The organism is Azonexus hydrophilus (assembly GCF_905120355.1).
Classification (GTDB): domain Bacteria; phylum Pseudomonadota; class Gammaproteobacteria; order Burkholderiales; family Rhodocyclaceae; genus Azonexus.
The window spans coordinates 99,761-113,280 of the sequence record NZ_CAJHOB010000002.1; the positions used below are offsets into that span (position 1 = coordinate 99,761).

Genomic DNA, 13,520 nt, shown 5'->3' on the forward strand with positions numbered 1-13,520 from the left:
TGGTCGGCGTTAGAAGGCGCGCGGCAAGAGGGCGGCCATCTGCGCTTTGGCGATGGGGTGGTCTTGGCCTGCAGCCTTGCTGATCCATTCTGCCGCCAGCGTATCGTCTTGCTCGATGCCGTTGCCTTCGGCGAGCAGCGTGCCCAGCCAGTGCATGGCATCGGCCTGACCTTGCTGGGCGGCCTTGGCGAACCAGCTGGCGGCAGCTTCCGGGCGTTCTCGGCGCAGGAAGAGCAGCGCCAGCGTCAGCTGGGCATCGGCATCGCCCTGGTCGGCACGCAGCAAGGTTTGCTGCTCGTTTTCGCTCAATTCCAGTTTACCCAGTTGCAACAAGTCTTCCACCACCAGGCGTGACTCCTCCTCCGGTCGGTCGGTGGCAATCTTGCGCAGTAGGCCGTCGGCAATGCGCCGCCACAAGGTGCGCTTGCTCAGGCCGGTGAGAACGACAGCCGTGCTGATGGCGACGTGCGGTTTATGTTGCATGGCGGGAAAGACAGTCAAAACGTCAGGATGCCGTGCCCGGCCACAGTACGCAAGCCCAGACCACGGCCGCATTGATCAGCGCCAGCAGGACGGCGGCACTGCCCATGTCCTTGGCGCGCTTGGCCAGCTCGTGTTTTTCCGGCGACGCCTTGTCGACGATGGCTTCCAGTCCGGAATTGAGGATTTCGACGATGAGCACGAGCAGGATGCTGCCGATCAGTAGCGCCCGCGCCAGGCCGTCCTGCCCGAAATACAGCGCCAGCGGCACGGCCAGCAGCAGGAGCAGCACCTCTTCGCGAAAGGCGGCTTCGTGCTTCCAGGCGGCCGCCAGCCCGTCGCGGGAGTAGCCCAGAGCGTTGAACAGTCGGGTCAGCCCCTGTTTGCCTTTGAATTCCAGGTAATCGCTCATTATTTTTTATCCAGCAGGGGTTTGAGGAAACGTCCGGTATGGCTGGCCTTGCATTTGACCAGCTGTTCCGGGGTGCCGGCAGCGAGAATGCGGCCGCCGCCGGCACCGCCTTCAGGGCCGAGATCGACCAGCCAGTCGGCGGTCTTGATCACGTCGAGGTTGTGCTCGATGACGACGATGGTGTTGCCGTGGTCGGCCAGCCGGTGCAGTACTTTCAGCAGCAGTTCGATGTCGGCGAAGTGCAGGCCGGTGGTCGGTTCGTCGAGGATGTACAGGGTGCGGCCGGTATCGCGTTTGGAGAGTTCCAGCGCCAGCTTGACCCGTTGCGCTTCGCCCCCGGAAAGCGTGGTGGCGCTCTGGCCCAGGGTGATGTAGGACAGCCCGACATCGACCAGGGTTTGCAGTTTGCGGGCGACAGTGGGCACCGGATCGAAGAATTCGCGCGCCTGTTCCACGGTCATCTGCAACACCTCATGGATGTTGCGGCCCTTGTACTGGATTTCCAGGGTTTCGCGGTTGTAGCGCTGGCCGTGACAGACGTCGCAAGGCACGTAGATGTCCGGCAGGAAGTGCATCTCGACCTTGATCATGCCGTCGCCCTGGCAGGCTTCGCAGCGGCCGCCCTTGACGTTGAAGGAAAAACGGCCGGGCGCGTAGCCACGGGCGCGGGCTTCGGGAACCTGGGCAAAGAGTTCGCGGATCGGGGTGAGCAGGCCGGTATAGGTGGCCGGGTTGGAGCGCGGGGTGCGGCCGATCGGCGACTGGTCGACGTTGATCACCTTGTCGAACAGGTCGAGGCCGATGATTTCCTGGTGTGGCGCCGGTTCGCTGGTCGAGCCGTAGAGATGGCGGGCGGCGGCCGCGTACAGGGTGTCGTTGATGAGGGTCGATTTGCCTGAGCCGGAAACGCCGGTGATGCAGGTGAACAGGCCGACCGGTAGTTCGAGCGTGACATCGCGCAGATTGTGGCCGTGGGCGCCGACCACGCGCAGTTGTTTTTCCGGGTCGGGCGGGCGGCGCACGGGCGGCACGGCGATTGACCGCAGTCCACTCAGGTAGGCGCCGGTCAGGGAGGCCGGGTGGGCAGCAACCTCGGTCGGGGTGCCGTGGGCGACGATGTGGCCGCCATGCACGCCGGCGCCGGGACCGATATCCACGACGTAGTCGGCGGTACGGATGGCGTCTTCGTCGTGTTCGACGACCAGCACCGTGTTGCCCATGTCGCGCAGGTTGCGCAGCGTCGCCAGCAAGCGGTCGTTGTCACGCTGATGCAGGCCGATCGAGGGTTCATCGAGCACGTACATGACGCCGGTCAGGCCGGAGCCGATCTGCGAGGCCAGGCGGATACGCTGTGCTTCGCCGCCGGACAGGGTTTCCGCCGAGCGCTCCAGGCACAGGTAATCGAGGCCGACATCGATCAGGAAGGTGAGGCGGGCGGTGATTTCGCGCAGGATCTTGTCGGCGATCTGCGCCTTGTGTCCCGGCAATTGCAGGCAGTTGAAGTAATTGCGTGCTTCCGCCAGGGGCAGACGATTGATCTCGTGCAGGGTCTTGTCGCCGACATGGACATGCCGCGCCTCGCTGCGCAGGCGGCTGCCCTGACAGGTTGGGCAGGTGGAATTGCTGATGTAGCGGGCCAGGTCTTCGCGCAGTGTGGCCGAGTCGCTGGCGCGGTAGCGCCGTTCGATATTCGGGATGATGCCTTCGAAGGTATGGTTGCGTTCGATCTGCCCGCCCTTGTCGGAAAAGTGGCGGAAGCGGATCACTTCCTTGCCCGAGCCGTAGAGCAGGATGTGGCGCAGGTTGTCCGGCAGTTGCTCGAAGGGGGTGTCGACGGAAAAGCCGTAGTGTTCGGCCAGCGATTCGACCAGCGGGAAGGTGAACGGATTTTTCTTGTCCCAGCTGCGGATGGCGCCGGCCGCCAGAGACAGGTGCGGCGCGGCGACGATGCGTTTGGGGTCGAAAAACTGGATGACACCGAGACCGTCGCACTTGGGGCAGGCTCCCATCGGGTTGTTGAAGGAAAACAGGCGGGGTTCCAGTTCCTGCAGCGCGTAGGAGCAGCTTGGGCAGGCGAATTTGGCTGAGAACAGGTGTTCCTGGCCGCTGTCCATTTCCAGCGCGATGGCGCGGCCATCGGCATGGCGCAGGGCCGTTTCGAAGGATTCCGCCAGACGCTGGCGCATGTCTTCACGCACCTTGAGCCGGTCCACCACCACGTCGACAGTGTGTTTGTGCGACTTGGTGAGTTTCGGCACCGCATCCAGCTCATAGACCGTGCCATCGACGCGTACCCGGGCAAAGCCCTGGGCGCGCAGTTCGGTGAATAGATCGAGTTGCTCGCCTTTGCGGTTGGCGACCACCGGGGCAAGGATCATCACCTTGGTTTCGGCGGGCAGCGCGAGCACGTGGTCGACCATCTGCGACACGGTCTGCGCCGCCAGCGGCAGGTTGTGCTCCGGGCAGTAAGGCGTACCGGCGCGGGCGTAGAGCAGGCGCAGATAGTCGTGGATTTCGGTGACGGTGCCGACGGTCGAGCGCGGATTGTGGCTGGTCGCTTTCTGCTCGATGGAAATGGCGGGTGACAGGCCTTCGATCAGGTCGACGTCCGGTTTTTCCATTAGCTGCAGGAACTGCCGGGCGTAGGCGGAGAGCGATTCGACGTAGCGGCGCTGGCCCTCGGCGTACAAGGTGTCGAAGGCCAGGGAAGATTTGCCGGAGCCGGACAGACCGGTGATCACGATCAGCTGGTCGCGCGGCAGATCGAGATTGACGTTCTTCAGGTTATGCGTGCGGGCGCCGCGGATGCGCAGGGTTTCCATGAATCTGGGGAAAAATGGCGAAGGCGAAACTATACGCAAAAGCGGCCGGGAGCGGGTTTTATGCTGGTCGCACGGGACTTTATGCTAAGTTCGCTCGCTGTACCCCAAAACAGTTGTAGCAAAGGAGAGGATATGCGTTTCAAGACCCGCATCATGGCTGCGTTTCTGGCGGTTTTCGGTGTTTTTCTACTGGCCACCGGCTTCGCCATGTACGGTTTGAATCAGGCCAAGCACAGCTTCATCCAGCACGTCGAGCACGATATGGCTTTCGAGCGTGCAGTCGTCGGCATGTACGCACAGGGGCTGCAGAGTGGGCAGGCGCTGCGTAACGTCACGCTCGATCCCGCTAACAAGACGGGGCATGGCAATCTCGCCAAGGCACTGGAAGAGTTCGATGGCTATTTGCAGAAAGCGCAGAGCCTGGCGGCGGGGAAACCAGCGCAAGCCGAACTGTTGCAGCAGGTGCAGAAACTGGCCAACGAGCGCCGGCAGTTGATCGGCGACATCGTCAAGCGGGCAGTGGAGGGGGATCAGGCGGGGGCGGTTGAACTGATCACCAGCAAGGAAACACCGCTCTGGCGGCAGAACCGCACCTTGCTCATGGATGAAATGAAGCGCCTGCAGGAAGCCTTGGCCTCAGCCAAACAAGTCACCCTGAGCACGATCGAGCGCTCTGAACGCTTTACCCTGTTGCTGGTGCTGGGCAGTGTGGTGGTGGCCATCGTGCTGCTGACACGGGTGTTGCGTACCTTGAGCCAGCAACTGGGCGCCGATCCGGCGCCGATCCGGCGCAGGTACGCGAAGTGGCGGAAGCGGTGGCCGCTGGCAACCTCGGCGCGGCCATCCCGGCCGCCGAGCCAGGCAGTGTGATGGCGGCCATGGCCAGCATGCGTGATCGTCTGGCGGATATGGTGGGGAATATCAGCGATAACGCCGAGCGCTTGCTGCAGGCTGCGAGCAACCTGCAGTCGGAGGCGGAACAGGCGGCCGAGCGCTCCAGCGAGCAAAGTGAATCGGTGTCGGCCGTAGCGGCAGCGATGCAGGAAATGACGGTCGGTATCGGGCAGGTCACCGAGCATGCGAGCGAGGCGCGCAATTGTGCGGAAGAGTCCGGCAACCTGTCGCGGCAGGGAGGTACGGTGGTCAATCGTGTGGTGAACGGGATGGTGCAGGTGGCGGAGTCGGTGACGCAGTCGGCGCAGGTGGTTTCTGCGCTGGAGCGGGAGTCGGAAAAGATCGCCGCCATCGTCGGCGTCATCAAGGAAATTGCGGATCAGACCAATCTGCTAGCGCTGAATGCGGCCATCGAAGCGGCCCGGGCCGGCGAGCAGGGGCGCGGTTTTGCCGTGGTGGCCGACGAAGTGCGCAAATTGGCGGAGCGAACGGCACAGTCGACGGTGGAAATCGCCAGTACGGTGGATGTGGTGCGCAATGGCATCCAGAGCGGTGTGAGCCGCATGGAAACCGGGGTGCAGCTGGTCAATACCGAATCTGCAGACGTTGCCGAGGCCGGTGAAACAATCGCGACGCTGCAAAATTACGCCGAGCAGGTGGTTAGTGCGGTCAATCAGATCGGTGACGCACTGGGCGAGCAGAATGCCGCCAGCAGCGAGATCGCCCGGCGGGTGGAAGTCATTGCCCAGATCAGTGAACAGAATGCCAATGCGATCCAGCACAGTGCCAGCGCTGCCAGCGAACTGCAGCGCCTGGCGCAGGGTTTGAGCGAGGCGGTGCGGCATTTCCGGGTGTAAGGGAAAGGCCGGGGGCGGGCAGCCTCCGGCTCCGTGGCTTGTTGACGGTTTTGTCTTGGCGCTGCGCTGTATTCGGCGCTGTGGCGCGAGCGTACTTTCTTTTGCTTTGCCAAAAGTAGCCAAAGAAAAGGCGACCCCGGGTCGGTGACCCCCGCGGGGCTACCCTGCGCGCTTTGGCTTGCGCAGGGGCTGCGCAAACTCGGGGCTACGTCCCTCCGGCATGCTTGCATCAATGCGAGCACCACTGTGCCTCGCAGGGAATTCCATCCCCGTTGCTATCTTTTCAGCTGACCTTCCTGCAGCATGGGTCACTCTCCCGCCAACCGCGCCAGCAGTTGCTGCATCGCCTGGCCGCGATGTGAGAGGCGGTTTTTCAGGGCGCTATCCATTTCTGCTGCCGTTTGCTCGAGTGCCGGGATGTAGAACAGCGGATCGTAGCCAAAGCCGGCGCTGCCGCGTTGTGCGTGCAGGATTTCACCGTGCCACTCGCCTTCGGCAATCAGCGGTTGCGGGTCTTCGGCGTGGCGGCACAGCACCAGAAGGCTGACGAAGTGGGCGCGGCGGTCGCTGTGGGGGGCAAGGTCGGCCAGCAGTTTAGCGTTGTTGCGGGCATCGGATTTGGGGTCGCCGGCGTAGCGGGCGGAGAGGACGCCCGGGGCGCCCCCGAGTGCGCGCACGCATAGGCCGGAGTCGTCGGCGAGTGCCGGCAGGCCGCTCAGGTGGGAGGCATGGCGGGCTTTGGCGAGCGCGTTTTCGATGAAGGTGGGGTGCGGCTCTTCGGCTTCCGGGATGGAGAGTTCGCCCTGGGGAATCAGGGTGTAGCCCAGCGGCGCCAGCAGGGCGTCGAGTTCCTTGAGCTTTTTCGCGTTGTTCGAGGCCAGGACGAGTTGCTTCATGCTGCGAGCGCCTGTTCCTGGGCGGCGATCAGCTGGCGGATGCCGAGTTGGGCCAGATCGAGCAGGGTGTTCATTTCGTTGCGGCTGAATGGCGCGCCCTCTGCGGTGCCCTGCACTTCGACCAGGCCGCCGCTGCCGGTCATGATGACATTCATGTCGGTGTCGCAGGCGGAGTCTTCCGGGTAGTCGAGGTCGAGTACCGGGTTGCCGTTATAGATGCCGACCGAGACAGCGGCGATGTGATCGGTGAGCGGATTGGCAGCGAGCTTGCCACTGCGGACCAGGCTTTCGCAGGCGTCGTGCAGGGCCACCCAGGCGCCGGTGATGGCTGCGCAGCGGGTGCCGCCGTCGGCTTGCAGTACGTCGCAGTCGAGGGTGATCTGGCGCTCGCCGAGCGCCTTCAGGTCGGTGACGGCGCGTAGCGAACGGCCGATCAGGCGCTGGATTTCCTGGGTGCGTCCGCTCTGCTTGCCCTTGGCGGCTTCGCGCGCGCTGCGGGTGTGGGTGGAGCGCGGCAGCATGCCGTATTCGGCGGTGACCCAGCCCTGGCCTTTGCCACGCAGGAAGGGTGGCAGGCTTTCTTCGACGGACGCGGTACACAAGACCCGGGTGTGGCCCATTTCGATGAGCACCGAGCCTTCAGCGTGGCAGGTGAAAGCGCGGGTGATTTTGAGCGGGCGCAACTGATCCGCAAGGCGCTGGCTGGGACGCATGGTTTTCCTTAGATTTTGCCGGGTTTGAATTTGTCGATGGCGGTGCGGATTTCTTCAATCGCCGCTTCAATCTCGTCTTCTGAGAGGTCGCTCTTGTAGTTGGGGTTGCGGCCGAATTCGTCGAGGCGGGTGGTGACCTCGCTCAGTCCCATGGTGTGGGTTGAAATCAGGCTGCTTTCCGGTTCGACGTAGCCATCTTCCCAGCGCACGACAACCAGGGACAGGTTGTCGCCGCGCGGGCCACCGAGCTTTTCGGCATGTGTCATGAGTTTGGGCAGGGCGGCAAGGAGGTTGGTGTCTTTCAACCTGCCGGCGATGAGGTCGCCCGGAATTACGCCCCACAGGCCGTCGGTGCACAGCAGCAGGATGTCGTCGCGTTCCAGCGGGGTTTTACGGGACAGGTCGATTTCCGGCGACGACGGGCTGCCCAGGCAGCTGTAGATTTTGTTGCGATCCGGGTGGCTGATGGCCTGCTGTTCGGTAATCAGCCCTTCTTCCACCAGCAGGCGGATGCGGGAGTGGTCCTTGGTCTGCACCATGACCCGGCCGTTACGCATGAGATACAGGCGCGAATCGCCTACGTGCGCCCAGTAGGCGATGCTGTCCTGCACCAGACAGGCCACGCAGGTGGTGCGCGGGGATTCGCTCATCTGGTGGCGTTCGACGTAGTCGAGGATCGCCAGGTGCGCCCGGTTCATGTTCTGTTGCAGGAAGCTGAATGGGTCCGCCAGCCTCGGCTGGGCTGCTTCCTGGAACGCATCGACAAAGGTCTGCACGGCAATCTGGGCAGCAATTTCACCGTAGTGGTGGCCGCCCATGCCATCGGCGACCACCATCAGCAGCGCATCGCGCGAATAGCAATAGGTGGTGCGGTCCTCGTTGTTGGCGCGCCCACCTTGGCGGTTGTCCTGGTAAATGGTGAATTTCATCGGGCGCTGGTCCGGAAGCGGTTGACGAAACGCCCCATCCAGCCTTCCTTGCGCACATTAGGCGGGTGCACTTCGGCAACCAGGGCCTTTTGCAGGGAAAAGACGCTTTGCGGGCGATAGAGATGATTGAGGCTCATGCACCAGTCGATGATTTCCAGCAGGCGGTCGGAGTATTTGCCCTCCCAGCGCACCATGGCGGGAACCAGCTGGTCCTTCTTCAGACGTTCATCCGCCGGCTGCGGCGCGGCTCCGGCGAGGCAGGCGTACATCGAGGCGCCGACGCTGTAGATGTCACTCCAGGGGCCGAGATGCCTGCGGTCGCCATAGTGTTCCGGCGACGCGAAGCCCGGGGTGTACATCGGTTTGAGCATGGGCTGGTCGCTGGTCAGGGTCTGGCGGGCAGCACCAAAATCGATGAGCACCGGGGTCAGGTCGCTGCGCAGGTAAATATTGGCCGGTTTGAGGTCCAGGTGCAGCAGTTTGTTGGTATGCACCTCGCGCAGACCGTTCAGCATGCGGGTGAAGACGCCGCGCATGAACCGCTCGGACAGCTTGCCATGGTGGCGCCGGATATGCTCCTGCAAGGTACAGCCATGTTCGTATTCCATCACCATGTATACCGTATCGTTGGCGCGGAAAAAATTCTTCACCCGCACGACGTTCGGGTGAGACAGCATGGCCAGGGCCCGGCCCTCCTCGAAAAAGCATTTCATGCCGTAGCGGAAGGCGCCCAGGTGGTCTTCGGTGATGACCGGGCGGGTCTCGCCATGGGCACGCAGGGCGAGGGTGTTGGGCAGGTATTCCTTGATGGCGACTTCCTTGCCGTCCGGGTCGCTAGCCAGGTAGACGATGGAAAAGCCGCCGAGCGAGAGCTGGCGCTTGATGGTGTACTCTTCCAGCGCAAAGCCGCTGGGCAAGGGAGCGTTGGCTTGTTCCGCCATGAGTCTCGCGGTTATGATGCAATCAAGCGGCCATTGTCGGTCGTGTTGCCCGCCCTGTAAAGCAAAGAGGTAGTTTCAATGATCTGCAGCATGACCGGATACGCTGCCTGCACCCGCCACGTCGATGGCGGTACCCTGCAGCTGGAAATAAAAAGCGTCAATTCCCGCTATCTTGATTTTCATTTTCGCGTTGGCGAGGAGTTGCGTGCCAGCGAAATCCCCCTGCGCGAACTTTTTTCCAGCCATATCAAGCGGGGCAAGGTCGAATGTCGGCTGTCCTTCCAGGCGCAGGCACAGCGCAGCGACACCCTGCAGTTGAACGAGGAATTGCTGGCCGCCCTGAGCAAGCTTGGTGACGAAGTGCGCCAGCGCCAGCCGGGGGCTGCACCGCTGTCAGTGAACGAAATCCTGCGCTGGCCCGGCATGTTCGGTGAACAACGGGTCGATTTCGCGGCGCTGGTGCCCGAAGTGCTGGCCGCTGCACGCGAGGCGCTGGCTGAATTCACCGCCAGCCGTGCCCGCGAAGGCGAAAAATTGGCCAATGTGCTGCGTGATCGGGTGGCCGGCATGCGTGCCATCGTTGCTGCCGTGGCGCCCCGCATTCCGCAGGCACAGGCGGCGTTTACCGAAAAGCTGCGGCAGCGCCTGGAAGAAGCGCTGGGGGCGGCCAATGATGAGCGCATTCTGCAGGAAGTGGCCGTGTTTGCCACGCGGATCGATGTGGCCGAAGAGCTGGCCCGCCTCGAGGCTCACCTGAGTGAAGTCGAGCGTGTCCTCAAGGCCGGCGGTGCGACTGGTAAACGTCTCGATTTCCTGATGCAGGAACTGAACCGCGAAGCTAACACCCTGGCCTCCAAATCCGCTGTCACCGAAGTGTCGCAAGCAGCGATGGAATTGAAGCTGGCAATCGAACAAATGCGGGAGCAGGTGCAGAACCTGGAGTGATCTGCGAAAATGGCATCTTTGCTTTCTGCCGAGTCGCCATGTCGCCGCAACAAATTCAAGCTATCGCCCCTGTTGAAACCATCGTCGCCGAGCTGAAAGCGGGGCGGATGGTGATTCTGGTCGATGAAGAGGATCGTGAGAACGAGGGCGATCTGGTCATGGCCGCCGAGCACGTGACGCCGGAAGCGATCAATTTCATGGCGAAACATGGGCGTGGCCTGATCTGTCTGACCTTGACCGAGGCCCGCTGTCGCCATCTCGGCTTGAGCCAGATGGCACGTAGCAATGGCACCCAGTTCGGTACCGCGTTCACCGTGTCCATTGAGGCGGCAGAGGGCGTGACCACCGGCATTTCGGCCGCCGATCGGGCACATACCATCCGTACGGCCGTGGCGCGGACGGCGGTGGCGGCCGACATCGTCCAGCCGGGCCACGTATTTCCGATTACTGCGCGTGATGGCGGTGTGCTGGTGCGTGCTGGCCATACCGAGGCCGGTTGTGACCTGGCCGGGATGGCCGGGCTGGAACCGTCGGCTGTGATCTGCGAGATCATGAACGACGATGGCAGCATGGCGCGCTTGCCGGAACTGATTGAATTTGCCCGTCAGCACGAGCTGAAAATTGGGACCATTGCCGACCTGATCCATTATCGGGCTGCGTCCGAAACCTTGGTTGAATGTGTCAGCAGCAAGACCATTACCACCGCGCACGGAGATTTCGTGTTGCACGCCTTCGTTGATCGTGCCGGCAGTGCGACCCACCTGGCGCTGGTGAAGGGGGAGATTCCCGCGTCCGGCGAGACCCTGGTGCGGGTCCATGAACCGTTGTCGGTGCTGGACTTTCTTGATCCGGCCAGCGGCCGGCAGTCTTTTTCCATTGATCAGGCGATGGCAGCGATGGCAGCGAACGGCCATGGCGTGATCGTCCTCATGCATCGTCCGGAAGACGGTGCGGCGCTGCGGCAACGCCTGCAGAAACCTCTGGATGCCCCGCGTACTCAGCGCAAATGGGATCCGCGTACCTATGGCATTGGCGCCCAGATCCTGCGTGATCTCGGTGTGCGCCAGATGCGGCTGCTTTCCAGTCCGCGCAAGATGCCCTCCATGACCGGCTTCGGCCTGGAAGTCACCGGTTTTGTATCCACCCCTGCGGAGCTTTGAGCCATGTCCCGTTTTGACAACATTTTTGAATTCGATAGCAACCTCGATGGCCGTGAATTGTCCGTCGGCATCGTCATGAGCCGCTTCAACCGGCCGGTCTGCGAAGGGCTGCTGTCGTCCTGTGTGGCCGAATTGAAACGTCTGGGCGTGGCCGACGAGGACATGGCGATTGCCACCGTGCCGGGGGCGCTGGAAATTCCTTTGGTGCTGCAGACGATGGCACAGAGCGGCCAGTACGATGCGCTGATCGCTCTGGGCGCGGTGATCCGTGGCGATACCTATCATTTTGAAGTGGTTTCCAACGACGCCTGCCGCGCCATCATGGAACTGCAATTGCATACGGGTACGCCGATCGCCAACGGCATCCTGACCTGCGACACCGATGAGCAGGCCGAGGTGCGCATGCAGCCCAAGGGTGCGGAATGCGCGCAGGCGGCGGTGGAAATGGCCAACCTGCAGGGAGCATTGAGCAATGACGACTAAGCCGCACGCGGCTGCCAAGCCGAAATCCGCCCGTCGCCGGGCCCGCGAGTTCATCCTGCAGGGCCTGTATCAGTGGCGTGTCGGCGGTGCCGACGAAGCGGCGATTGAAGCCTACGCGCCGGAAATGGAAGGGTTCGACAAGGCCGACCGCACCTTCTTCGTCGGCACCCTGCGGGGCGTGCTGGCCCAGCGCGATGATCTGGTGGCGCGGATTGCGGCGCATATCGACCGGCCGTACGAAGAGTTGTCGCCGATCGAAGCGGGTGTTCTGCTGCTCGGCAGTTTCGAGTTGATCCATCATCCGGAAACGCCGTATCGGGTCATCATCAACGAAGCCATCGAGCTGGCCAAGGCCTTTGGCGGTACCGATGGTCACAAATACGTCAATGGCGTGCTCGACAAGATTGCCGCGCAGGTGCGTGCGCAGGAAGTCAATGCACGTCAGAACGGGCGCTGAACGGTGGCTGACGCAGGTGAATTCGGGCTGATTGCCCGTTACTTCACCCGGCCGACACCGTCGGCCCTGCTCGGTCCAGGCGATGATTGCGCGCTGCTGGCGCCGACGCCGGGCAAGGTGTTGGCGGTGACCACGGATATGCTGGTGGCGGGCGTGCATTTTCTGCCGGATACCGACCCGGAACGTCTGGGCTGGAAATCTCTGGCAGTGAATCTGTCCGATCTGGCAGCGATGGGGGCGACGGCGCGCTGGGTGACGCTTGCCGGCGCCTTGCCAGCCGCCGATGAAGCCTGGTTGGCGGCTTTTGCCCGCGGTTTTTTTGCCTGCGCCGAGGCGCATGGGGTTGAATTGGTTGGCGGCGATACCACGGCCGGCCCGCTCAATTTATGTGTGACTGCGTTGGGCGAAATCGAGCCGGATCAGGCCCTACGCCGTTCCGGCGCGCAGGTGGGGGATGAGGTCTGGGTGTCCGGCCGTCCCGGGCTGGCGGCGCTGGGGCTGGCCCATCTGCAGGGGCGGGTCAGCCTGCCTGAACCCTGGCCGCGTTTATGTCTGGCGGCCCTGGAAAAACCCCGGCCCCGGCTGGCGCTGGGGGCGGCCTTGCGTAGCGTGGCACACGCCGCAATCGATATCTCGGACGGCATGCTGGCTGATCTTGGCCACTTGGCGCGCGCTTCTGGTCTGGCGGCGACCCTGCACCTGGTGCAGTTGCCACAGTTGCGCGAACTGGCCGGCAGTGGCGCTCGCTACGATGCCGATTTGCGGCGCCTGGCTCTGGAATGCCAGTTGAGCGGCGGCGATGATTACGAATTGTTATTTACCGCTGCTCGCGGGCAGCACAACCGCATTGCCGAGATTGCCGCCGAATTGGAGCTACCGTTGTGGTGCATCGGCGAAATGAGCGCCGGGACGCCCGGTGCCGTGCAGGTGCTGGACCCGGATGGCGAGCCGGTTGAATTTGCCCGGCGCGGTTACGAGCATTTCCAGGCGGCTGTCCCTGACCAGGCGCCACACGCCCATGGCTAAACACCGACCTGGCCTGCGGTTTCTGCTGGCGCATCCAGCGCATTTCTTCGCTTGCGGCTGTGGTAGTGGTCTGGCCCCGTGGGCGCCGGGGACTTTTGGCACCCTGTTTGCCTGGATCAGCTTCGTGCTGTTCCGTCCCTGGTTCGATGAAAGCGCCTTGCTGTTCCTGTTGGCCGTGGCCTATCTGGCCGGCATCTGGTTCATCGATCTGACAGGGCGAGCCTTGGGCGACCCGGATCACGGCAGCATCGTCTGGGACGAAATCGTTCCCTTCTGGCTGGTGCTGCTGCTGACCCCATCCGGTTTCTGGTGGCAGCTTGCGGCTTTTGTCCTGTTCCGTTTTTTCGACATTACCAAACCGCAGCCAGCGCGCTATTTCGACACGCACGTGAAAAACGGCTTCGGGGTCATGGCCGATGATCTGATCGCCGCCGGGTATACGCTGTTTTGCCTGGCGTTGCTGAAGGTGGCGTTGGCGCCCTGATGACTACCACTGCCTGCTTTC

Annotated in this window: 15 protein-coding genes; 8 read left to right on the forward strand and 7 right to left on the reverse strand. The window is 62.9% G+C overall.

Annotation, left to right across the window (positions count from 1 at the left end):
• Window positions 1–9 precede the first annotated feature (9 nt).
• The 3 genes from JYJ39_RS01885 to uvrA are packed head-to-tail and all read right to left on the reverse strand — an operon-like array spanning window position 10 to window position 3,714.
• Window positions 10–483 carry a tetratricopeptide repeat protein gene (locus JYJ39_RS01885; protein WP_205201627.1) on the reverse strand — a complete coding sequence of 158 codons (474 nt, stop codon included), beginning with the start codon at window positions 481–483 and terminating at the stop codon, window positions 10–12.
• Between the two features lie 22 nt (window positions 484–505).
• Window positions 506–892, reverse strand: coding sequence for a diacylglycerol kinase (locus JYJ39_RS01890; protein ID WP_205201629.1), 387 nt, complete (start codon window positions 890–892; stop codon window positions 506–508).
• Window positions 892–3,714 (reverse strand): excinuclease ABC subunit UvrA, encoded by a 2,823-nt coding sequence (gene uvrA / locus JYJ39_RS01895; protein ID WP_205201631.1) that lies wholly within the window; start codon window positions 3,712–3,714, stop codon window positions 892–894. The genes JYJ39_RS01890 and uvrA overlap by 1 nt, the downstream gene beginning before the upstream one ends.
• Before the next feature lie 132 nt (window positions 3,715–3,846).
• On the opposite strand from uvrA, the gene JYJ39_RS01900 reads away from it, so the two are divergent.
• Both JYJ39_RS01900 and JYJ39_RS01905 read left to right on the forward strand, forming a co-directional pair.
• Window positions 3,847–4,584 (forward strand): hypothetical protein, encoded by a 738-nt coding sequence (locus JYJ39_RS01900; protein ID WP_205201633.1) that lies wholly within the window; start codon window positions 3,847–3,849, stop codon window positions 4,582–4,584.
• Window positions 4,530–5,465, forward strand: a complete 936-nt coding sequence (locus JYJ39_RS01905) for a methyl-accepting chemotaxis protein (RefSeq protein ID WP_275887952.1) — start codon at window positions 4,530–4,532, stop codon at window positions 5,463–5,465. The genes JYJ39_RS01900 and JYJ39_RS01905 overlap by 55 nt, the downstream gene beginning before the upstream one ends.
• Window positions 5,466–5,773: 308 nt before the next feature.
• On the opposite strand, the gene rdgB is transcribed toward JYJ39_RS01905, so the two are convergent.
• Genes rdgB through JYJ39_RS01925 form a run of 4 tightly spaced genes read right to left on the reverse strand, consistent with a single transcriptional unit; the run spans window position 5,774 to window position 8,944 of the window.
• Window positions 5,774–6,361, reverse strand: coding sequence for an RdgB/HAM1 family non-canonical purine NTP pyrophosphatase (gene rdgB, locus JYJ39_RS01910; RefSeq protein WP_205201635.1), 588 nt, complete (start codon window positions 6,359–6,361; stop codon window positions 5,774–5,776).
• A complete protein-coding gene (gene rph, locus JYJ39_RS01915; protein ID WP_205201637.1) occupies window positions 6,358–7,074 on the reverse strand; it encodes a ribonuclease PH in 717 nt (238 codons plus the stop codon). The genes rdgB and rph overlap by 4 nt, the downstream gene beginning before the upstream one ends.
• Before the next feature lie 8 nt (window positions 7,075–7,082).
• A complete protein-coding gene (locus JYJ39_RS01920; RefSeq protein WP_205201638.1) occupies window positions 7,083–8,003 on the reverse strand; it encodes a PP2C family protein-serine/threonine phosphatase in 921 nt (306 codons plus the stop codon).
• A complete protein-coding gene (locus JYJ39_RS01925) occupies window positions 8,000–8,944 on the reverse strand; it encodes a serine/threonine protein kinase (RefSeq protein WP_205201639.1) in 945 nt (314 codons plus the stop codon). The genes JYJ39_RS01920 and JYJ39_RS01925 overlap by 4 nt, the downstream gene beginning before the upstream one ends.
• A gap of 78 nt (window positions 8,945–9,022) precedes the next feature.
• Between JYJ39_RS01925 and JYJ39_RS01930 the strand changes: the two genes are divergently transcribed.
• Genes JYJ39_RS01930 through JYJ39_RS01955 form a run of 6 tightly spaced genes read left to right on the forward strand, consistent with a single transcriptional unit; the run spans window position 9,023 to window position 13,499 of the window.
• On the forward strand, window positions 9,023–9,889 hold the full coding sequence (locus tag JYJ39_RS01930; protein WP_205201640.1) for a YicC/YloC family endoribonuclease: 867 nt from the start codon (window positions 9,023–9,025) through the stop codon (window positions 9,887–9,889).
• A 53-nt stretch (window positions 9,890–9,942) separates the two neighbouring features.
• A complete protein-coding gene (ribBA, locus tag JYJ39_RS01935) occupies window positions 9,943–11,049 on the forward strand; it encodes a bifunctional 3,4-dihydroxy-2-butanone-4-phosphate synthase/GTP cyclohydrolase II (protein WP_205201868.1) in 1,107 nt (368 codons plus the stop codon).
• A gap of 3 nt (window positions 11,050–11,052) precedes the next feature.
• Window positions 11,053–11,532, forward strand: a complete 480-nt coding sequence (gene ribH / locus JYJ39_RS01940; protein ID WP_205201641.1) for a 6,7-dimethyl-8-ribityllumazine synthase — start codon at window positions 11,053–11,055, stop codon at window positions 11,530–11,532.
• Window positions 11,522–11,989 (forward strand): transcription antitermination factor NusB, encoded by a 468-nt coding sequence (nusB, locus tag JYJ39_RS01945; protein ID WP_205201642.1) that lies wholly within the window; start codon window positions 11,522–11,524, stop codon window positions 11,987–11,989. Before ribH ends, nusB begins: the two co-directional genes overlap by 11 nt.
• Before the next feature lie 3 nt (window positions 11,990–11,992).
• On the forward strand, window positions 11,993–13,015 hold the full coding sequence (gene thiL, locus JYJ39_RS01950) for a thiamine-phosphate kinase (protein WP_205201643.1): 1,023 nt from the start codon (window positions 11,993–11,995) through the stop codon (window positions 13,013–13,015).
• Window positions 13,008–13,499, forward strand: coding sequence for a phosphatidylglycerophosphatase A family protein (locus tag JYJ39_RS01955; RefSeq protein WP_205201644.1), 492 nt, complete (start codon window positions 13,008–13,010; stop codon window positions 13,497–13,499). Before thiL ends, JYJ39_RS01955 begins: the two co-directional genes overlap by 8 nt.
• Window positions 13,500–13,520: the final 21 nt, after the last annotated feature.

Coding starts and splice junctions, on each gene's coding strand:
- JYJ39_RS01955 (WP_205201644.1), top strand. CDS start 13,008: ATGGCTAAACACCGACCTGGCCTGCGGTTTCTGCTGGCGCATCCAGCG.
- JYJ39_RS01925 (WP_205201639.1), bottom strand. CDS start 8,944: ATGGCGGAACAAGCCAACGCTCCCTTGCCCAGCGGCTTTGCGCTGGAA.
- ribH (WP_205201641.1), top strand. CDS start 11,053: ATGTCCCGTTTTGACAACATTTTTGAATTCGATAGCAACCTCGATGGC.
- nusB (WP_205201642.1), top strand. CDS start 11,522: ATGACGACTAAGCCGCACGCGGCTGCCAAGCCGAAATCCGCCCGTCGC.
- JYJ39_RS01885 (WP_205201627.1), bottom strand. CDS start 483: ATGCAACATAAACCGCACGTCGCCATCAGCACGGCTGTCGTTCTCACC.
- JYJ39_RS01900 (WP_205201633.1), top strand. CDS start 3,847: ATGCGTTTCAAGACCCGCATCATGGCTGCGTTTCTGGCGGTTTTCGGT.
- JYJ39_RS01920 (WP_205201638.1), bottom strand. CDS start 8,003: ATGAAATTCACCATTTACCAGGACAACCGCCAAGGTGGGCGCGCCAAC.
- JYJ39_RS01890 (WP_205201629.1), bottom strand. CDS start 892: ATGAGCGATTACCTGGAATTCAAAGGCAAACAGGGGCTGACCCGACTG.
- uvrA (WP_205201631.1), bottom strand. CDS start 3,714: ATGGAAACCCTGCGCATCCGCGGCGCCCGCACGCATAACCTGAAGAAC.
- rdgB (WP_205201635.1), bottom strand. CDS start 6,361: ATGAAGCAACTCGTCCTGGCCTCGAACAACGCGAAAAAGCTCAAGGAA.
- JYJ39_RS01930 (WP_205201640.1), top strand. CDS start 9,023: ATGATCTGCAGCATGACCGGATACGCTGCCTGCACCCGCCACGTCGAT.
- rph (WP_205201637.1), bottom strand. CDS start 7,074: ATGCGTCCCAGCCAGCGCCTTGCGGATCAGTTGCGCCCGCTCAAAATC.